Origin of the sequence: Pantoea dispersa (assembly GCF_035783935.1) — a bacterium.
Lineage (GTDB): Bacteria > Pseudomonadota > Gammaproteobacteria > Enterobacterales > Enterobacteriaceae > Pantoea > Pantoea dispersa_C.
The window spans coordinates 68,089-87,902 of the sequence record NZ_JALKOV010000009.1 but is presented as its reverse complement, the minus strand read 5'-3'; the positions used below and the strand labels follow the sequence as shown (position 1 = coordinate 87,902).

The 19,814-nt window shown below is 59.1% G+C and carries 14 protein-coding genes; 9 read left to right on the top strand and 5 right to left on the bottom strand.

The window, feature by feature from the left end:
• Positions 1–44: 44 nt before the first annotated feature.
• From bcsE to MXF20_RS17275, 6 genes are all read left to right on the top strand, one after another.
• Entirely contained in the window at positions 45–1,586 is a 1,542-nt protein-coding gene (bcsE, locus tag MXF20_RS17300; protein ID WP_325970475.1) for a cellulose biosynthesis protein BcsE, read from the top strand.
• Positions 1,583–1,771: a cellulose biosynthesis protein BcsF gene (gene bcsF / locus MXF20_RS17295; protein ID WP_325970474.1), complete on the top strand. Its 189-nt coding sequence runs from the start codon at positions 1,583–1,585 to the stop codon at positions 1,769–1,771. Before bcsE ends, bcsF begins: the two co-directional genes overlap by 4 nt.
• A complete protein-coding gene (gene bcsG, locus MXF20_RS17290) occupies positions 1,764–3,401 on the top strand; it encodes a cellulose biosynthesis protein BcsG (RefSeq protein ID WP_325970472.1) in 1,638 nt (545 codons plus the stop codon). Before bcsF ends, bcsG begins: the two co-directional genes overlap by 8 nt.
• A 237-nt stretch (positions 3,402–3,638) precedes the next feature.
• Positions 3,639–5,618 (top strand): biofilm formation regulator HmsP, encoded by a 1,980-nt coding sequence (hmsP, locus tag MXF20_RS17285; protein WP_325970470.1) that lies wholly within the window; start codon positions 3,639–3,641, stop codon positions 5,616–5,618.
• 232 nt (positions 5,619–5,850) lie between these two features.
• Positions 5,851–7,131: a dicarboxylate/amino acid:cation symporter gene (locus tag MXF20_RS17280; RefSeq protein ID WP_031279619.1), complete on the top strand. Its 1,281-nt coding sequence runs from the start codon at positions 5,851–5,853 to the stop codon at positions 7,129–7,131.
• A 244-nt stretch (positions 7,132–7,375) separates the two neighbouring features.
• Positions 7,376–8,890 (top strand): pitrilysin family protein, encoded by a 1,515-nt coding sequence (locus tag MXF20_RS17275; RefSeq protein ID WP_325970469.1) that lies wholly within the window; start codon positions 7,376–7,378, stop codon positions 8,888–8,890.
• 130 nt (positions 8,891–9,020) lie between these two features.
• Here the strand turns inward: MXF20_RS17275 and MXF20_RS17270 are convergent, their stop codons facing one another.
• Together MXF20_RS17270 and MXF20_RS17265 are read right to left on the bottom strand one after the other, a co-directional pair.
• Positions 9,021–9,893, bottom strand: coding sequence for an alpha/beta hydrolase (locus tag MXF20_RS17270; protein WP_325970467.1), 873 nt, complete (start codon positions 9,891–9,893; stop codon positions 9,021–9,023).
• Positions 9,894–10,286: 393 nt separating this feature from the next.
• Positions 10,287–11,225 carry a sugar kinase gene (locus MXF20_RS17265; protein ID WP_325970466.1) on the bottom strand — a complete coding sequence of 313 codons (939 nt, stop codon included), beginning with the start codon at positions 11,223–11,225 and terminating at the stop codon, positions 10,287–10,289.
• A 283-nt stretch (positions 11,226–11,508) separates the two neighbouring features.
• Between MXF20_RS17265 and pdeH the strand changes: the two genes are divergently transcribed.
• Both pdeH and MXF20_RS17255 read left to right on the top strand, forming a co-directional pair.
• The gene (pdeH, locus tag MXF20_RS17260) at positions 11,509–12,282 is read left to right on the top strand and encodes a cyclic-guanylate-specific phosphodiesterase (protein ID WP_325970464.1); all 774 of its coding nucleotides are present in this window, start codon (positions 11,509–11,511) and stop codon (positions 12,280–12,282) included.
• 61 nt (positions 12,283–12,343) lie between these two features.
• Positions 12,344–14,404, top strand: a complete 2,061-nt coding sequence (locus tag MXF20_RS17255) for an AsmA family protein (protein WP_325970463.1) — start codon at positions 12,344–12,346, stop codon at positions 14,402–14,404.
• Here the strand turns inward: MXF20_RS17255 and ppiC are convergent, their stop codons facing one another.
• Positions 14,405–14,686, bottom strand: a complete 282-nt coding sequence (gene ppiC, locus MXF20_RS17250; protein WP_058758095.1) for a peptidylprolyl isomerase PpiC — start codon at positions 14,684–14,686, stop codon at positions 14,405–14,407.
• Between the two features lie 163 nt (positions 14,687–14,849).
• Here ppiC and rep point away from each other — a divergent pair, with 163 nt between their 5' ends.
• Positions 14,850–16,871 (top strand): DNA helicase Rep, encoded by a 2,022-nt coding sequence (gene rep, locus MXF20_RS17245; RefSeq protein ID WP_325970461.1) that lies wholly within the window; start codon positions 14,850–14,852, stop codon positions 16,869–16,871.
• 129 nt (positions 16,872–17,000) lie between these two features.
• Here the strand turns inward: rep and gppA are convergent, their stop codons facing one another.
• Positions 17,001–18,485: a guanosine-5'-triphosphate,3'-diphosphate diphosphatase gene (gene gppA, locus MXF20_RS17240; protein WP_325970460.1), complete on the bottom strand. Its 1,485-nt coding sequence runs from the start codon at positions 18,483–18,485 to the stop codon at positions 17,001–17,003.
• A 6-nt stretch (positions 18,486–18,491) separates the two neighbouring features.
• Complete coding sequence (gene rhlB / locus MXF20_RS17235; protein WP_325970458.1) at positions 18,492–19,787, bottom strand: ATP-dependent RNA helicase RhlB; 1,296 nt, start codon at positions 19,785–19,787, stop codon at positions 18,492–18,494.
• Positions 19,788–19,814 lie beyond the last annotated feature (27 nt).

Genomic DNA, 19,814 nt, shown 5'->3' with positions numbered 1-19,814 from the left:
GTCTATATTAAACTAGCCTGGATTGTACAGATCGCGACGCTAATATGAAAAATCTTTATACGCTTGGCCTGCAACAGGTACAACAGGAATTAACCACCCTGCAGTCGCCCGGTTTTTACTGGATAACCTGCCAGCGGCCGGAAGATGCACGAACGCTGTTACGTCAGGTGGTTAGCCAGCAACAGGCGCTCACCCTGATCGGCGCGGGCGCATCGCCGCAGGCGTTGTTAATCCCCGATCCACCCGGCGGGCCGGCGCGTATTCCTTTATTTTCACTGCCCGCTAATAAAGCCAGTCTGCAACATCTGGCAAGCGATTTGGCGCGCGTAATGAATAAACGCAACGGTTTGATTATGTTTTATAGCCAGGCGGCGCTGTGGAGTAAATTATCCCCGGATGAACTGACGGTGTGGATAAAAGAGGTGCGGCGCGTGTTGATAAAAAAACAAATGACGTTGCTAATGATCACCTGCGGAACTGCAATTATTCACCTGCGAAATCATCTGCAGCGTTATTTTCGTCAGCTTGATGGTGTCGCACATTTAGAATTTCAGCAGGATAGCTGGCAATACCGAATTAACTGGTGGTATTCCGCTGATAAATTGCTGGCCGACCGCGCTATCCGACTGAATTGTATTGATAACCAGTTTATTGCGCAGGCTGAAGCCGCCGCGTCACAGCCGCTGAGCCTCAACGATGAAAATCAGTTTCTGGCGCAGCAGGATGTGCTGGAAGGGGCGCCGCCGCTTTCCGCGCAGTGGCAACTGTTCAGCGATAACGAGAGCGTGTATGCGCGCGCGCAGCAGGCCAACGCCGCTACCGTCATCTTTAGCCTGGCCCATAATCAGGACGTCCCGACTCTGGCCAGCATGGTCCATGGTTTGCGCCGCTCGCGCGGCAATGCGCTGAAAATGGTGGTGCGCGAACTTGGCACCAGCCTGCGCTACAGCGATGAACGTTTGCTGCTGGCGTGCGGCGTTAACAGCATTGTGCCGACCGCCGCGCCATTGTCGCGCCTGCTGACCGCGCTGGAAGGGGTGCAGGGCCAGCAGTTTACCCGTCACGTGCCGGCTGATTTGCCGGCGCTGGTGCAGGCGCTGCAGCCGCTGCAGAAAAAGGGCTATCTGCCGCTGGAGAATTTCTGCGCGGCGGTGCAGCAGTTAATGAACAATACGCTGCTGCCGGAAAACGACAAAGGGCTGATGGTGGCGCTGCGCCCGGTGCCGCAGCTCTCGCCGCAGCAGATGCTGACGCTGTGCAAACCGCGTCGATTTGGCGATTTGGTAACGCTGGTCGACGATCGCCTCTATTTGTTTCTCTCTTCCTGCCGCTTCAACGACCTGGATATCGCCCTGAAGTCGATTTTTTCCCTGCCGCACGACGAACTGTTCAGTAACCGCATGGTGTGGTTTGCCGACAATCAAATTTTGTCCGAGGTGAATAAGGTGCGGCAGCTGACGCCACTGGCGCAGCTCCAGCCGCTTACGGCGCCGGCCGCTGCGCCACCCACCGCCGCAGCGGCCGCGCCGCGCGGTGCGCAAACGCCGCAACCCATCGCGCTTGATCTTGAGGAGCCGCACGCATGACGCTGATGGATGGAGTGCAGATCGCGATCCTGCTGTTACTGATTTTGCTGTTTCTGAAATCGCTGTGGCGGCGCTGGCTGCCACGGCGCAGCACCAGCCTGCTGATGCGCCTGTTACCTGCCCGCGCCCTCAAATCAGAAGGGCTGTGGCAACGCCAATCGACCAAAACGGATAAACATGGATAACACACCTTCGACGCTGCACGCGGCGCGCTGGCGCGGCCTCGGCGGCTGGAATTTTTACTTTCTGATCAAATTTGGTCTGTTGTGGTACGGCTATCTCAACTTCCATGCGCTGAGTAATCTGGTGTTTCTGGCGTGGCTGCTGTTTCCGCTGCCGTCAGCGCGGCTGCATCGCCTGCGCCAGTGGCTTTCGCTGCCAATTGGCTTCGCGCTGTTCTGGCACGACACCTGGCTGCCGGGTCTGAACTCGCTGCTGAGTCAGGGCAGCCAGGTCGCCGGGTTCTCACCAGCTTATCTGCTGGATTTGCTGGAGCGCTTTATTAACTGGGAGATGATCGGCGCGGCATTCGTGCTGCTGGTGATCTACCTGTTCGTGGCGCAGTGGATTCGCGTGACCGTGCTGGTGTCACTGGCGCTGATCTGGCTGAACGTGCTGACGCTCGCCGGCCCGGTGGTCAGCCTGCTGCCCAGCAAAGCCGCCGCACCGCCGGTAGCGCTGAATGACAAACCGGCGGCGAGCCCGGCTCCGACGGGACTCGATCAGAGCGCGCCGCCCACCAGTGCCAACCTCACCGCGTGGCTGAATCGCTTTTACGACAGCGAGCGTCAGCGCGTTACGCACTTCCCGGATGCGTTGCCCGCCGATTCGCAGCCGTTTGATATTCTGGTGATCAACATCTGCTCGCTGGCGTGGTCGGACATCGATGTGGCGCAGCTGCGCGATCATCCGCTGTGGAAGCACTTCGATATCGTGCTGAACAATTATAACTCCGCCACCGGCTACAGCGGTCCGGCCGGTATCCGCCTGCTGCGCGCCAGCTGCGGCCAGACCTCACACAGTAACCTGTATAAAGCCACCGATCAGCGCTGCTATCTGTTTGATAATCTGGCGAAGCTTGGCTTCAAGCAGCAGCTGATGATGGACCATACCGGCGTGTTCGGTAACTACCTGAAAGAGCTGCGCGAGGATGGCAACATGCAGGCGCCGCTGATGTCGCAGGCCGGAATTGCGCCGGAACTGACCTCGTTTGATGGTTCGCCGGTGTACAACGACGGGCAGCTGATGCAGCGCTGGCTTGATGAGCGCAGCAAAAGCAGCGATGCGCGCAGCGCCACCTTCTACAACCTGATTCCGCTGCACGATGGTACGCGCGAGCTGGGCAGCACCCGCACCGCCGAGTGGCAGCCGCGCGCGCGGGTACTGTTCGACCAGCTCGATACCTTCCTGACCAATCTGGAGAAGTCGGGACGCCGGGTGATGGTGCTGGTGGTACCGGAACACGGTGCGGCGCTGCAGGGGGATAAAATGCAGATGTCCGGACTGCGCGATATTCCCAGCCCGGGGATCACCCACGTGCCGGTTGGCATCAAATTCGTCGGCATGAAAGCCCCGCATCAGGGACAGCCGCTGACCATTGATACGCCGCTCAGCCTGCTGGCTATCTCGGAACTGGTGTCGCGGGTGGTGGATGGTCAGGTCTTCAACGCACCGAACGTCAATATGTCGGTGCTGACGGATAACCTGCCGCAGACGCCGGTCGTCTCTGAAAATGATAATGCCGTCGTGATGATGTATCAGGGCAAACCGTGGATTCGCCTTAACGGCGGCGACTGGGTGGCCTATCCGCAGTAAACCCGGCGCGGCAAACGGTGCGATCTCGCGCGCACCGTTTTGTCTCTGCGCCAGTAACGACTGACAAAACGCGGTAACCGCGCGCAAAGCGGGGCAGTTGCGTGATTTTCGCCTTTATCCCGGCGCAAAAAAATGCTGACCTGGGATATACTTGCTGCGCATTCCGGCAACTGTCACGGCTCATTGCAGCCAGGAGAGGTTTTGTTGCGCGTCAGTCGTTCGTTAACGATAAAGCAGATGGCCACCGTATCCGCCGTAGCGCTGGTCACCATCTCAATTTTTATCGTCATCCAGTTATTCCATTTTGTGCAGCAGCGCAGGGTGGACTACGCCCAACAGATGGAGAACGTCGCGCATACCGTGCGTCAGCCGCTGTCCGAAGCGGTGCTGAAAGCTGATATCCCGCAGGCCGAACGCATTCTGAATACCCTCAAGCCGGCGGGCATTCTGTCGCGCGCCGACGTGGTGCTGCCGAACGCCTTCCAGGCGTTGCACGCCGACTTCGCACCGGAGAAACCGGTGCCGCGCTTTGTCGCCCGGCTGTTTGAGCTGCCGGTGCAGATTACGCTGCCGCTCTATTCGGTGGAACACCGCGGGCTGCCGAAGCCGATTGCCTATCTGGTGCTGCAGGCCGATTCATCGCGCGTCTATCAGTTCCTGCTCAGCACGCTGTCCACCATGATCACCACCTATCTGCTGCTGGCGCTGATTCTGTCCGTGGCGATCAGCTGGTGTATCAACCGGCTAATTGTGCATCCGCTGCGTAATATTTCGCGCGAGCTGCAGGAGCTGCCGCCGCCGGCGATTCTTACCCATAAGCTGGCGCTGCCGCATAATCATCGCGACGATGAGATCGGTATGCTGATTCGCAGTTACAACCGCAACCAGCAGGTGCTGGAGTCGATTCACGATGAAATGAGCCGGCTGACCACCCATTTCGCGGTGACCGATTTGCCTAATCGCGCGCTGTTTCTGGCACTGCTTGACCAGCACATTCGCCATCGCCACAGCCAGCAGCCGTGGGGGCTGATGGTGATCCGCATCGAAACCCTGCAGGAAGCGAATGGCGTCCTCAGCGATGAGCAGCGCGATACCCTGATGCTGACGCTGGTGGAAAAAATTCGCAGCACCATCGATGACCACACGCTGCTGGCGCAGACCGGGCCGAGCGACTTTGCGCTGCTGATGAAGCGGGCGCACAATCCGTTTCGCGCCATGCGGCTGGCGCGCAACCTGATGCTGCGTGTGAACCAGCCGGTGAACCTGTATCAGCTGCAGCTGCGTCCCAACGCCAGCATTGGCCTGGCGCTGCATGACGACGACACGGTGTCGGCCAGCGAACAGCTGGCGCGCGCCACTTCGGCGATGATGTCGGCGCGCCATCAGGGTAAAAACCAGATTCTGTTCTTTGACCCGGCGCTGACCGAGCGAGCGCAAAAGCGCCTGACCCAGGAGCACGATATTCTGCAGGGGCTGCAGGATGGCCAGTTTGCGCTGTATCTGCAGCCGCAGATCAATATGGCCACTGGCGAACTGGCCGGCGCAGAAGCGCTGCTGCGCATGCGCATGCCGGACGGCAGCTATGGGTTATCCGAAGAGTTTATTGCCAGCGCCGAAGAGATTGGCGTGATTTCCGCGCTCGGCCGCTGGGTATTTGAAGAGGCGTGCCGCATCATCGCCGGCTGGCAGCGGCGCGGTATCAACCTGCCGCTCAGCGTCAATATTTCGGCGGTACAGCTGCGCGATGCCAGCGTGGTGACGCACCTGCAGGGGTTGCTGGAGCGCCACCGCATCGCGCCGGGTAACTTTGTGCTGGAAATCACCGAAACCGCGCAGATTGGCGATGCTGAACAGGCGATGGCGCTGCTGCGTTCGCTGCAGCAAACCGGCGTTGCGGTGGCGCTGGACGATTTCGGCATGGGCTACTCCAACCTCAACTATCTGCACCAGTTCAAAGCGCTGCCGGTCAATAAGCTGAAAATGGACCGCAGCTTTGTCGCCGCGCTGCCGGATGATGACACCATGGTGCGCATCGTGGCGGCCATTGCCGACATCATTCACCTCGACGTGATCGCTGAAGGGGTCGAAACCGCCGAACAGCGCGACTGGCTGCTGGCGCGCGGAATTACCATAGGGCAGGGCTACTTATATGCTGAAGCCCTGCCTTTAACCGTGTTCAATGACCGCTGGCTGGCCAGCTTGTCACCGTCTGAATAATCACCTTATTTATTGATTTTCCTTGCAGAATTGCACCGTTATGGGGTGCTGAAGCGTTTCAGTTCATAGTTAGAGTTTTGTAACTTTTGTAAGGAATGTAAGGGTATACTAATCCTGTTAACAGAGTGTTATTTTCCTCGCCATCGGTAAGGTCATACGCTTCCAGGCGGCTTGCCGCATGCGTTTCTCCATAACAATGGCGGTGAATGCCGTCTATACCTGGACACCTGTTATGAAACTGTTCAAAAGCCTCTACTTTCAGGTGCTGGTTGCCATCGGCATCGGCGTCCTGTTAGGCCACTACTACCCTGAGTTAGGCGCGCAAATGAAGCCGCTTGGCGATGGCTTCGTTAAGCTGATCAAGATGATCATCGCCCCCGTGATTTTCTGTACGGTGGTGACCGGTATTGCCGGCATGGAGAGCATGAAAGCAGTTGGACGGACCGGCGCAGTGGCGCTGCTCTATTTCGAAATTGTCAGTACCATCGCGCTGATTATCGGTCTGGTGGTGGTCAACGTGATTCAGCCGGGCGCCGGCATGAACGTCGACCCGGCAACGCTGGATGCCAAAGCGGTCGCGGTCTACGCGCAGCAGGCTGAGCAGCAGGGCGTGATTGCCTTCCTGCTGGACGTGATCCCGAACAGCGTGGTCGGTGCCTTCGCCAGCGGTAACATCCTGCAGGTGCTGCTGTTCGCTATCCTGTTCGGCTTTGCCCTGCATCGTCTCGGCAACGCGGGCACCGTGATGTTCAACGTCATTGAGAGCTTCTCGAAGGTGATTTTCGGCGTGATCAACATGATCATGCGTCTGGCGCCGATCGGTGCCTTCGGTGCCATGGCGTTCACCATCGGTAAATACGGTGTCGGCTCTCTGGTGCAGCTGGGGCAGCTGATTATCTGCTTCTACATCACCTGCGTGCTGTTCGTGGTGATTGTGCTGGGCATTATTGCCCGCTGGGCCGGCTTCAACATCTTTAAGTTTGTTGCCTACATCAAAGAAGAGCTGCTGATTGTACTGGGTACCTCTTCGTCCGAGTCGGCGCTGCCGCGCATGCTGGATAAGATGGAGAAGCTGGGCTGTAAGAAGTCGGTGGTCGGGCTGGTGATTCCAACCGGCTACTCGTTCAACCTTGATGGCACCTCGATATACCTGACCATGGCGGCAGTGTTTATCGCTCAGGCGACTAACGCGCACATGGATGTCTTCCACCAGATCACGCTGTTAGTGGTGCTGCTGCTCTCCTCCAAGGGCGCGGCAGGCGTTACCGGCAGTGGCTTCATCGTGCTGGCGGCCACGCTGTCGGCGGTGGGACATCTGCCGGTGGCCGGTCTGGCGCTGATTCTCGGTATCGACCGCTTTATGTCAGAAGCGCGTGCGCTGACCAACCTGGTCGGTAACGGTGTCGCGACCGTGGTGGTGGCGAAGTGGGTCGGTCAGCTGGATGAAGCGCAAATGAAAGCGACGCTTTCTTCAGCGAAAAAGGTCAATAACGCTTCACAGACCAGCGCGTAATCCTCTATTTGCGTTAATTTGTCGTGAAATGCCCGCTGTCGCTTGCCCTGACAGCGGGCATTTGCATAATAACCCCATTGATTTTTTTCCCGATTTTTTTCCTCGTCGCGCGACATCCTGACCTTCCTGTGGTCAAAGAGTCTGTCGTTGTATAAACGTGGCGGCAGCCTGCCGCCGTGGTTCGCTGAAAAGCGGCCGCCCATGGCGCGCGCACGAGCGTTTATCTGTTTGAGTAGGGGTTCACATGCAGGGCACCAGAATTCGGCTTTTGGTTGGCGGATGGCTGCTTGCGGCATCTGGCTTCGGCGTTCACGCCGAAACACTTCAGCCTGATCCCGCCTGGCAGGAAGGCAAACTGGACAACGGTTTCAGCTGGCAGCTGCTGACCACGCCACAACGTCCGAGCGATCGCATCGAGCTGCGTCTGATTGTTAATACCGGTTCGCTGGTGGAAAGCGCCCAGCAGACCGGCTTCAGCCATCTGTTACCGCGTCTGGCGATGGTGCATAACACCGCGCTGGATACCAATCAGCAACGCGCACTGTGGCAACAGGCGATGGATCCGCAGCGACCGCTGCCGCCGGCCATCTCGTCGTATGATTTCACCCAATACAATCTCAGCCTGCCGAACAACCGGCCGGAGCTGCTGAAAGAAGCGCTCAACTGGCTGGCGGCCACCGCTGGCAAAATGACCATCAATGAGCAAGTGGTTTCGACCGCCCTGACCGCCACCGATCCCATCGCGACCTGGCCGCCCAACACCCAGGATGTGTGGTGGCGCTATCGCCTGAAAGGGTCGACCATGCTGGCGCACGATCCGGGCGAGCAGCCGCGTGCGCCGGTGGATATCGCGCAGCTCAATGCGTTTTATCAGCAGTGGTACACGCCGGACGGCATGACGCTGTATGTGGTCGGCAACGTGGATAGCCGCAGCATGGCGGAGCAGATCAACAAAGCGTTCTCGCCGCTGCAGGGCAAACGCGTGGCACCGGCCGCGCTGCCTACGCTGTCGCCGCTGCCGCATCAGCCGGTTAACCTTGTTAACGGCAGCATGATGCAGGATCGCCTGTCGCTGGTGTGGGATACACCGTGGCAGCCGATTCGTGACTCGCAGAATCTGCAGCGCTACTGGCAGAGCGATCTGGCGCGTGAAGCGCTGTTCTGGCACGTGCAGCGCGCGCTGGCCGACAGCAAAGCGCAAAATGTGCAGGTCGGCTTCGACTGCCGCGTGCTGTATCAGCGTGCCCAGTGCTCCATCAACATGGATTCGCCTAACGCGTCGCTGGCGCAGAACATGAATCAGGTCGCGCGTGAGCTGGCGGTGGTTCGTGACAAAGGGCTGCCGCAGGACGAGTTCGATGCGCTGATGGCGCAGAAGCTGCTGGAGCTGAACAAGCTGTTTGCCACCTATGCGCGCACCGATACCGATATTCTGATGGGACAGCGCCTGCGCTCGCAGCAGAATTCCGTGGTGGACATCGCGCCGGAGCAGTATCAGAAACTGCGTCAGGCGTTTCTCAGTGAGTTAACGCGTGACCAGCTCAATCAGGAGCTGCGCCAGCAGTTAACCCAGGAGCTGACCATGGTGCTGATTCAGCCGCAGGGTGAGCCGGAAACCAACGTGAAAATGCTGCAGGACAGCTGGGATAAAGTGATGAAGCTGCCTGATGCGCCTGCCGCACCCGCTGCAGCGGATGAGGCAAAACCAGAAAATAATGGCAGTGCGAGCGCGATCGATCCGGCTCATCCCTCGTCATGACATCGGGCGCATGAGATCCCCGACATAGCGTGCGCGGCAGCAAGGCGGCAGGTGCGTTCATCCCCAGGCGCTGACTTCAGCAGGTGACTGGGGTGAACGCCCGCCGCTGCGGTGCAAAGCGCGAAGGGAATCAGGTCTTCGCGCGCAGCCATTCGGTTACCAGCATCGGCCAGCTGGCCAGCGGCAGGTCCGCGACGCCACGAATCCCAAAGCCGTGACCGCCTTTCTGATAAAAATGAATCTCCGCCGGGACTTTGTGCTCACGCAGGGCGCTGAAGAACGCCATGCTGTTATTGACGGAAACCGTCTCATCATCAGCGGCGTGGATCAGCAGCGTTGGCGGCGTCTGGCCGTGCACGCGTGTCTCGAGCGAGTAAGCATCAATGGTTTTCTGATCCGGCCACGCGCCCAGCAGACGGGTGCGTGAACTCTCATGCGCCAGACCGTCGCGCATGCTGATGACCGGATACAGCAGCACCATTGCGTCAGGCCGCGGTGACAGGCTGTCGGCCTGATCCTGCAGCGGATAGAGTTTTTCGCCAAAGCGGGTACCGAGGCTGGCGGCTACGTGTCCGCCGGCCGAAAAACCCATCATCACGATGTACTTACCGTTGAGGCCGCGCTGTGAGCGTTCGCGCAGCACGCGCACCGCACGCTGGGCGTCAGCCAGCGGCGCATCCGGGCCTTCGTGGTGGCCGTCGTACGGCAGGCGATAAGTCATCACCGCCAGCGTATATCCCATCGAGGTGAAAAAAGTGGCGAGGGCGCTGCCTTCACGGTCGATCAGTACGCGCTGATAACCGCCGCCTGGCGCCACCAGCAGCGTGATGCCGTTTGAAGTTTCCGGATGCCAGATCGCCATTTCCGGGCAGCGCACGCCGGTGGCGGCGCGGTCGTAAGGTTCGTACTCTTTGGCCAGATCGACGATCTGCGGCTGAGCGCGCGAATCACTCGCGCCTGGCGCATCACCGTGCGGCCAGATATTGATAATTTCTGTGTGCATAAATCTGTCCTGAGCGAGTCATGTTGTCATTATTGTGTTCGCGGTCGACCTGACAGCGTCCTGCTGTGGTTGATTAAAACATGGTCTTTTTTCGCGCAATCGTCCAGCCGAAAACCCTCGCCGTCGCCAGTTTCGGACTATGCCTGGCGGGCTGGTTTGTTGCCGTAATGCATTGAATTTAAATCGATATGATTAGCGAAACTAAAGTGGTGGGCGACAGCGGAACGGGACGCTGAACAGCGTGCGCTAATGGTTAAAATTATCCGGATAATCTGCCTGATTAAGCCAAACTGACGTGCGGATATTTGTCATCACGATAATCATTCTGCCGTCAGTGCAGAGAGGAAAGTCGCGACGCGCATCAGGCCGCGCGGCGCGACGAGCGCGCGTGGTTTACTCCGTCTGCGGCATCGCGCTGCGGGGAATAATCGCGCCGCGATGCTGAATCACCGTGCTGGCGGTAAGATGACCGCGCGCGCCAGCCTGCTCCACGCTGCCGCCCGCAAGACGCACCGCCAGATAACCGGCGCTGAAGGAGTCGCCAGCGGCAGTGGTATCAACGACCTGCTCTGGTGCCAGTTTGATGGCGGCGATCTCCCGCAGCGGTTCGTCATTCAGCGCTACCAGGCAGGAATCGGCACCGCGCTTGATCACCACTTCCTGCACGCCGGCGGCGCGCGTGCGCGCAATCACCTCCGCCAGTGGCTGTCCGCCCCATAGCAGGTGCTCATCATCCAGCGTCAGGAAGGCGATATCGGTGTGGCGCAGCATCGCCGCATACGCCTGCTGCGCACTGGCGCTATCCGCCCACAGACGCGGCCGGTAGTTGTTGTCAAAAATCACGGTGCCACCGTTTTGCCGGCAGGCGCTGAGCAGCGCCATCAGCTTCTCGCGGCTGGCGTCTGGCAGAATCGCCAGGCTGATGCCGCTCAGGTAGAGATAATCATAGTGCGCCAGCTGCTGGCAGACGGCGTCAGCCTGCGGGCTGTCCAGCCAGAAGCGCGCAGCGGCATCGCTGCGCCAGTACCAGAAGGTGCGCTCGCCGTGGGCATCGGTTTCGATGAAGTAGAGCCCGGGCATTTTGTTTGCCAGGCGCTGCACCAGCTGCGTTTGCACCTGCTCCTGCTGCCAGGCGGCGATCATCTGGTCGCTGAAGCTGTCGCTGCCCAGTGCGGTGACATACTCCACGCGCAGCTGGCTGGGATCGCTCTGACGCGCCAGATAGACCGCGGTATTCAGCGTATCGCCGCCAAAGCCGCGTTTGATGTTCTCACCTTTTTCGGACAGCTCAATCATGCATTCGCCAATGATGGCGATGGTTTTCTGCGTCATGGTGTTTGGCCTGTAGTGAATGCTGCGCTCTAGTCTCGCGTCTGGTATGGCAGTCGTCAATGGTTTTTAAAACGCTGTTTTAATTTGCCTTAAGGCGCAAAACCGCGTTTCCGCACCGATTTAGCGGCCAAACCGGGGGTTGTTTTGCCGATTAAGCCTCCGGCGCGCTGCTAGACTCAACAGCTCGTGTGGCTGCGCAGACCAACAAAGTCATCCAGCGGATAGCCGATACTTGCCGCTGAGATGCTATTTGCAGTCACTCAATACCAACCAGGAAAAAACCATGGTGATGAAGAATTTGAGTCATCGGCTGCCTTTTTCTCATGAACTTGAGCAACAACAGGAAACCAGTCTCTACTGGCAGCAGTGCCAGCGATGCTACACTTTCCAGCCGATTTACCAGGTTTCCGGCCGCTTGCTGGCCATTGAACTGCTCACGGCCGTGGTGCATCCCGCCGCACCGAACCAAAACCTATCCCCCGAAGACTATTTCGAGGCGCTGACGATCGCCCAGCGTCTCGACATCGTCCAGGAGCAGCTGGAGCTGCTGGTGCAGTGGGCTCCTTTCTTCAGCCAGCGTCAGCTGGTGGCCTCGGTCAATATTGATGGCCCGACGCTGCTGGCCATTCAGCAGCATGCGCCGGTGCGCGTCCTGATCGCCCGGCTGCCGTGGGTGCGCTTCGAGCTGACCGAGCATCACGCGCTGCCGCAGGAGGAGATGGTGGCGCAAATGCCGGAGCTTGGCCCGCTGTGGCTGGATGACTTTGGTTCCGGCATGGCCAACTTCTCGGCGCTGACCGAACTGCGCTACGACTACATTAAACTGTCGCGCGAACTGTTTATGCTGCTGCGCGCCAGTGACGAAGGCCGCTCGCTGTTCTCGATGCTGCTGGCCTTGATCAACCGTTACTGCAACGGCGTGATCGTCGAAGGGGTGGAAAACGCCGAAGAGTGGCAGCAGGTACGCAACTCGCCCGCGATGGCCGCACAGGGCTATTTTTTTTCGCGTCCGCAGCCGTTTAGCCAGCTGGAAAACCTGCTACTTGAGCTTCCGTAATTCCGTTCTGCCGCGTCTCGACTATCTTTAAGGAGACGTGAAAGGGCAAGGAGGAGGCGAAATGTCGCGCACAGGAAAAATTATCAGTTGGGTGGTCGGGATTTTATTGTTGCTGGTTGTGGTGGTCGTGGTGATTATCGCCACCTTTGACTGGAACCGCCTGAAGCCAACCATCAACCAGAAAGTCTCGGCAGAACTCAATCGACCGTTCGCGATTCGCGGCGATCTCGGCGTCGCCTGGGTACGCAATCGCGAAGAGCCAGGCTGGCGCAGCTGGGTGCCGTGGCCGCAGGTGCACGCTGACGATGTCATGCTCGGGAATCCGCCCAGCGTGCCGGAAGTGACGATGGTGCATTTGCAGCGGGTGGAAGCCACGCTGGCACCGCTGGCGCTGCTGCACAAAGAGATTTACCTGCCGTGGATTAAGATGCAACAGCCGGATGCGCGCCTGGTGCAGACCGCCGATAAGAAAAATAACTGGACCTTCAACCTCGCCAGCAGCGAAAACAGCGATCCCAACGCGCCGCCATCGGCGTGGTCATTCCGTCTGGATAACATCCTGTTCGATCAGGGACAGCTGCGCTATCGCGATGCCATCAACAAAGCCGATGTGACGGTGAAAATCAATCCGCTGGGTAAACCGGTACCGTATGCGCAGGTCGCGGGCGGCAACGACCAGCAGAAAGGCGCCGGCGATTTTGTGTTTGGCTGGCAGGCGAGCGGTACTTATAACAACCAGAAACTCGACGGTGATGGCAGGATTGGCGGCATGCTGTCGCTGCGCAGTAAAACCACACCGTTTCCGCTGCAGCTCGACGTGCGTAACGGCACCACGCGGGTCCGCGTGGATGGCACGCTGCAGGATCCGCTCAATCTCGGCGGGCTGGATGTGCGGCTGCGCTTCGCCGGCGACACGCTGGCAAATCTCTACGGCTTAACCGGCGTGCTGCTGCCGGACACCCCACCGTACGAAACCGACGGCCATCTGATCGCGCGCTTTAACGAAGAGAAAGGGCCGCTGTTCCGCTACGAGAAATTCAACGGCCATATTGGCGACAGCGATATTCACGGCTCGCTCAGCTATCGTCAGGGCAAACCGCGTCCGACGCTGAGCGGCGAACTGACGTCGAACCAGCTGCGCATGGCGGACCTCGGACCGCTGATTGGTGTTAATTCCGGTAAAGGCAGCGAGAAAACGGCGCAGGCCAAAGCGCAGCGCGGCGAGGCCAGCACCCAGCCGGCGGATCGCGTGCTGCCGCATGACAAGTTCGATACCAAAAACTGGGATGTGATGGACGCTGACGTGAAGTTCAGCGGTAAGCGCATCGAGCACAGCAGCAAGCTGCCGCTCAGCGATCTCTATACCCACCTGCAGCTGAAAAATGGCGACCTGCTGCTCGATCCGCTGCGCTTCGGCATGGCCGGCGGTAACATCAATTCGACCATCCATCTGGAGGGCGATCGCTCGCCGATGCGCGGCCGCGCCGACCTGCACGCGCGCAAGCTGCAGCTGCGTCAGCTGTTCCCGGATGTCACCGCCATGCAGCGCAGCCTCGGCCAGCTCAACGGTGACGCCAGTTTAACCGGCACCGGCAATTCGGTGGCCGACCTGCTGGGCACCAGCAACGGTGAGCTGAAACTGTTGATGAACGATGGTCTGATCAGCCGCAGCCTGATGGAAATCGCCGGGCTGAACGTCGGTAACTATGTGGTGGGCAAACTGTTTGGTGACGATGAGGTGCGCATCAACTGTGCTGCGACCGACCTGAACATCCGCCAGGGGCTGGCGACGCCGCGGCTGTTCGTGTTCGATACCGAGAACGCGGTGATTAACGTCACCGGCAACGCCAACTTTGCTAATGAGCGACTCGATCTGTCGATCAATCCGGAGAGCAAGGGCATTCGCATCATTACGCTGCGCTCGCCGCTGTATGTACGCGGCACCTTCAAAAATCCGGATGCCGGGGTCAAAGCCGGTCCGCTGCTGGCGCGCGGTGCGGCAGCCGTCGCGCTGGGTGCAGTGGTCGCCCCGGCGGCCGCATTGCTGGCGCTGATTTCACCGAGCGACACCGATGACAATCAGTGCAGCAACGTGCTGCAGCAGATGAAAAGTAAGAAGTGATCAGTTACGCCACAGCACTTTGATGATGTGGTAGCCGAAAGCGGTTTTCACCGGTCCGTAAGGTTGCAGCAGCGGGCAGGTGAACACCGCTTTATCAAACGCCGGCACCATCTGCCCTTTACGAAACTCCCCCAGATCGCCGCCGTTGCGCCCGGACGGGCAGGTCGAGTGTTTTTTTGCCAGCTGCTGGAAGTTCGCGCCTTTCTCCAGCTGCGCCAGCAGCGCTTTCGCCTGCGCTTCCTGTTTCACCAGGATATGTAAAGCCGCCGCGGTTTTCGCCATGATGCTGTTCCCGTTATGTATAATGTGCGACGCATTATAGCGTAGTGCGCGTCAGTTGTAGGGTCGCCATTGATGGCGACCTTTGCGCTCAGGTGCGCATCAATGCGCACCCTACGGCGCGATATAAATCTTCCTGTCTGATCCAATTGAGTGATGTTTTTCTATGCGTCTAAATCCCGGCCAACAACGTGCTGTCGAATTTGTCACCGGTCCCTGTCTGGTGCTGGCCGGTGCGGGCTCCGGTAAAACCCGCGTGATCACCAACAAAATCGCCCATCTGATCCGCGAATGCGGCTATCAGGCGCGCCATATCGCGGCGGTGACCTTCACCAACAAAGCGTCGCGTGAGATGAAAGAGCGCGTGGCGCAAACGCTGGGCCGCAAAGAGGCGCGTGGTCTGATGATCTCAACCTTCCATACGCTGGGGCTGGAGATCATCAAGCGCGAATACAAGGCGCTGGGCATGAAGTCGACCTTCTCGCTGTTCGACGATCAGGATCAGCTGGCGCTGCTGAAAGACCTGACTAAACAGTGGCTGGAAGAAGATAAAACCCTGTTGCAGCAGCTGATTTCTACCATCTCCAACTGGAAAAACGACCTGGTCGATCCGCAGGGCGCGGCCGGTCTCGCCAAATCACAGCGCGACCAGATTTTCGCCCACTGCTACGCGCTGTACGATCAGCATCTGAAAGCCTGCAACGTGCTGGATTTCGACGATCTGATTCTGCTGCCAACCCTGCTGCTGCAGCGGAATCAGGAAGTGCGCGAACGCTGGCAACAGCGCATTCGCTATCTGCTGGTGGATGAGTATCAGGACACCAACACCAGCCAGTATGAGCTGGTGAAGTTGCTGGTCGGTGCCCGGGCGCGCTTTACCGTGGTCGGCGATGACGATCAGTCTATCTACTCGTGGCGCGGCGCGCGGCCGCAGAACCTGGTGCTGCTGAAAGAGGATTTCCCGGCACTGGAAGTGGTCAAGCTGGAGCAGAACTACCGCTCGACGCAGCGCATTCTTAAATGCGCCAATATCCTCATCGCCAACAATCCACACGTGTTTGAGAAGCGACTGTTCTCAGAGCTGGGGCAGGGCAGCGAGCTGAAAGTGCTGAGCGCCAACAATGAAGATCACGAAGCCGAGCGCGTGGCGGGCGAGCTGATTGCCCATCACTTTGTTAACAAAACCCAGTACAAAGATTACGCCATTCTCTATCGCGGCAACCATCAGTCGCGCGTGTTCGAAAAGCTGCTGATGCAGAACCGTATTCCCTATCGCATCTCCGGCGGCACCTCGTTTTTCTCGCGGCCGGAAATTAAGGACTTGCTGGCCTATCTGCGCGTGCTGACCAATCCGGAAGACGACAGCGCGTTTCTGCGCATCGTGAACACGCCGCGCCGCGAGATCGGCCCGGCGACGCTGCAGAAGCTGGGGGAGTGGGCCAATCTGCGCAACAAAAGCCTGTTTAACGCCAGCTTTGATATGGGGCTGGAACAGACGCTTTCCGGGCGCGGGCTGGAGCATCTGCAGCGCTTTACCCACTGGCTGAACGAGATTGTCCAGCTCACCGAGCGCGAGCCGGTAAATGCGGTGCGCGACCTGATTCGCGGCATCGACTACGAAAGCTGGCTGTTCGAAACGTCCCCCAGCCCGAAAGCGGCGGAAATGCGTATGAAGAACGTCAATACGCTGTTTCAGTGGATGACCGAAATGCTGGAAGGCGACGAGCTTAACGAGCCGATGACGCTGGCGCAGGTGGTTACGCGCTTTACCCTGCGCGACATGATGGAGCGCGGCGAGAGCGACGAAGAGCTCGATCAGGTTCAGCTGATGACGCTGCACGCCTCAAAAGGGCTGGAGTTTCCCTATGTCTATCTGGTGGGCATGGAAGAGGGGCTGCTGCCGCATCAGAGCAGTATCGATGAGAACAACATCGAGGAGGAGCGTCGCCTGGCCTACGTGGGCATCACCCGCGCACAGAAGGAGCTGACCTTTACGCTGTGCCGCGAGCGCCGTCAGTACGGCGAGCTGGTACGGCCGGAACCGAGTCGTTTCCTGCTGGAACTGCCGCAGGACGATGTGGCATGGGAGCGTGAGAAAAAGGTGATCAGCGCCGAAGAGCGGGTGAAAACCGGGCAAACCCGCGTCGCCGGCTTGCGCGCGATGCTGGAGAATGCGAAGAAAGGGTAATTATTTCGTCAGATCTACCCGCCTGGCCTGTGGCGCGAATCGTTGCGCGTGCTGCGGAGGGAAGGCGAAGTGTACTCCCGTAACTGCGCATATAACGGGAGCTTTTCAACGCGGTTTCAGCAGGTTCGATCAGGAAATCGTCAGCAGCCAGTGCACATATGACTGGTAATGGCTCTCCTGCTCCAGCAGCTCGGCGCGCAGCGGATGTGCCGCCAGCCAGCCAGCCGGCAGCGTCAGATGCAGCGCATCATCATCCGCCTGCAGACGCACCGCCGGCAGCGTGTCATCACGTCGCCGGCTGGAGAAGATAATCGCCAGTCGCAGCAGACGGCTCAGCCGCTCCGCCATGCGCGGCGGCACGGCGTTTTGCTGCGTCAGCAGCGCCAGATCAATGCTGCCGCTCTGGTTCTGCAGCAGGCAGGCCAGCATTTTTTTCTGCGCGGGGGTGAAACCAGGAAGATCGAGATGGCGAATCAGGTACGCGGCGTGATGCGGTGCCTGGCGGAAATCGACGCTCAGGCCAATTTCGTGAATCGAACAGGCGCTGAGCAGCAAATCGCGACATCGCTGATCCAGCTTCCAGCTGCTGCTCACCTGACGGAAAAAGCTCTCTGCCAGCTGGCGCACGCGGCCCGCCTGCTCAATATCAATGGCGAAACGGCGCTGTACGTTCTGCAGCGTGCGGCTGCGAATATCGCGATCAATCGGCAGATGCAGCATACCGTACACCAGCCCTTCGCGCAGTGCGCCGCCGGCCAGCGTCATGCTCTCAATGCTCAGTTCGTGGAAGATGGCGATCAGAATCGACAGGCCGCTGGGAAACACCAGCGCACGCTCCAGCGTCAGGCCTTCGATTTCCAGCTCTTCCAGCTTGCCGCACTGGATGGCACGTTGCTTAAGCTGCTGCAGTTTGCTCAGGGTGATGCGCTCATCCATGCCCTGTGCCACCATGATCTCCTGCAACGCCTGAACCGTGCCGGAGGCACCCACGCAAATCTGCCAGCCTTTTTCACGCAGCACCGGCGCGATGGGGCGGATCATTTCACGTGCGGCCTGTTCGGCCTGGGCGAAGTTCTCTTTAGCCAGATGACGATCGCTGAAGAAGCGCTCCAGCCAGGTGACGCAGCCCATCGACAGGCTGAACAGCGTGGTGGCGTGCGCGCCTTCGCCGGTCACCAGCTCGGTGCTGCCGCCGCCAATATCCACTACCAGCCGCTGATCGGAGCCGCCGGTGGTGTGCGCAACGCCCTGATAGATCAGGCGCGCTTCTTCCTCGCCGCTGATGACGTTCACCGCGCAGCCAAGAATCTGTTCCGCCTGAGTCAGAAACTCCTGCGCGTTACTGGCAATGCGCAGCGTGGCGGTTGCCACCACGCGGATTTGTTCCGGGGGAATGTCCTGCAACTGCTCGGAGAACAGACGCAGGCACTGCCAGCCGCGCTGCATCGCCTCAATTGAGAGATGGCTGGCCGCATCAAGACCGGCCGCCAGACGCACCTTGCGTTTAATTCGCGCGACGGTCTGAATACTGCCGGACACTTCGCGCACCACCAACATATGAAAGCTGTTAGAACCTAAATCAATCGCAGCATAAAGTGACGATGCGCTTAGCATGTGTGCTTAACCCGAACGTTTACGGTTGTTGTTGCGCGGGGCACCTCCGCGACGGTTGCTGTTGTTACCACCGCGACGTGGACCGTTGCCCGAGCGGTTACGCTGCAGACGTTTCGGTGGCGGCAGATCGCTCAGCAGGGCGTCGCTGTTGTACTTGCTCACCGGGATACCGTGACCGATGTACTCTTCAATCGCCGGCAGGTTAAGCGCGTACTCTTCACAGGCCAGGCTAATGGAGTGACCGCTGGCGCCAGCACGACCGGTACGGCCAATGCGGTGCACGTAATCTTCGCGATCGTCCGGCAGGTCGTAGTTGAAGACGTGCGTCACTGCCGGAATGTGCAGGCCGCGTGCGGCGACATCCGTAGCGACGAGAATGTCGACATCGCCCTTGGTGAAGTCGTCGAGAATGCGCAGGCGTTTTTTCTGCGCCACGTCGCCGGTCAGCAGGCCCACGCGGTGACCATCAGCGGCCAGGTGGCCCCAGATATCTTCACAGCGGTGCTTGGTGTTAGCGAAGACGATGGCGCGATCCGGCCACTCTTCTTCCAGCAGGGTCTGCAGCAGACGCATCTTCTCTTCGTTAGAAGGGTAGAACAACTCTTCTTTGATGCGATGACCGGTTTTCTGCTCAGGCTCAACTTCAACGTATTCGGCGTTGTTCATGTGCTCGAACGCCAGCTCGCGAACGCGATAGGAGAGCGTGGCCGAGAACAGCATACTCAGGCGCTGGGTGGCCGGCGGCATGCGGCGGAACAGCCAGCGAATGTCTTTAATAAAGCCGAGATCGAACATGCGATCGGCTTCATCCAGTACCACGACCTGAATGGCGCCGAGGTTGATGTGATTTTGTTTGGCGTAGTCGATCAGGCGTCCGGTGGTGCCCACCAGAATATCCACGCCGTCTGCCAGTACTTTCAGCTGCTTGTCGTAGCCGTCGCCACCATAGGCAAGGCCCAGCTTCAGACCGGTTACCTGCGCCAGCGGCTCAGCATCGGCGTGAATCTGCACCGCGAGCTCACGCGTCGGTGCCATGATCAGCGCGCGTGGCTGATTAACCTGGCGGCCTTCGGCAGCGGGATGAGAAAGAAGATAATGAAACGTTGACGTCAGGAACGCCATCGTTTTGCCGGTACCGGTTTGCGCCTGACCCGCGACATCACGCCCTGAAAGCGCAAAAGGCAACGCGAGCGCCTGAATCGGCGTGCAGTTATAAAAGCCTTTTTTATCAAGGGCTTCCACTACATGTGGGTGCAGGGCGAAGTCGGAAAACTTCTGTTCTGTTAAGTGTGTTTTGCTCATAGTGTGGTAGAATATCAGCTTACTATC

Coding starts and splice junctions, on each gene's coding strand:
- bcsE (WP_325970475.1), top strand. CDS start 45: ATGAAAAATCTTTATACGCTTGGCCTGCAACAGGTACAACAGGAATTA.
- bcsF (WP_325970474.1), top strand. CDS start 1,583: ATGACGCTGATGGATGGAGTGCAGATCGCGATCCTGCTGTTACTGATT.
- bcsG (WP_325970472.1), top strand. CDS start 1,764: ATGGATAACACACCTTCGACGCTGCACGCGGCGCGCTGGCGCGGCCTC.
- hmsP (WP_325970470.1), top strand. CDS start 3,639: ATGGCCACCGTATCCGCCGTAGCGCTGGTCACCATCTCAATTTTTATC.
- MXF20_RS17280 (WP_031279619.1), top strand. CDS start 5,851: ATGAAACTGTTCAAAAGCCTCTACTTTCAGGTGCTGGTTGCCATCGGC.
- MXF20_RS17275 (WP_325970469.1), top strand. CDS start 7,376: ATGCAGGGCACCAGAATTCGGCTTTTGGTTGGCGGATGGCTGCTTGCG.
- MXF20_RS17270 (WP_325970467.1), bottom strand. CDS start 9,893: ATGCACACAGAAATTATCAATATCTGGCCGCACGGTGATGCGCCAGGC.
- MXF20_RS17265 (WP_325970466.1), bottom strand. CDS start 11,225: ATGACGCAGAAAACCATCGCCATCATTGGCGAATGCATGATTGAGCTG.
- pdeH (WP_325970464.1), top strand. CDS start 11,509: ATGGTGATGAAGAATTTGAGTCATCGGCTGCCTTTTTCTCATGAACTT.
- MXF20_RS17255 (WP_325970463.1), top strand. CDS start 12,344: ATGTCGCGCACAGGAAAAATTATCAGTTGGGTGGTCGGGATTTTATTG.
- ppiC (WP_058758095.1), bottom strand. CDS start 14,686: ATGGCGAAAACCGCGGCGGCTTTACATATCCTGGTGAAACAGGAAGCG.
- rep (WP_325970461.1), top strand. CDS start 14,850: ATGCGTCTAAATCCCGGCCAACAACGTGCTGTCGAATTTGTCACCGGT.
- gppA (WP_325970460.1), bottom strand. CDS start 18,485: ATGCTAAGCGCATCGTCACTTTATGCTGCGATTGATTTAGGTTCTAAC.
- rhlB (WP_325970458.1), bottom strand. CDS start 19,787: ATGAGCAAAACACACTTAACAGAACAGAAGTTTTCCGACTTCGCCCTG.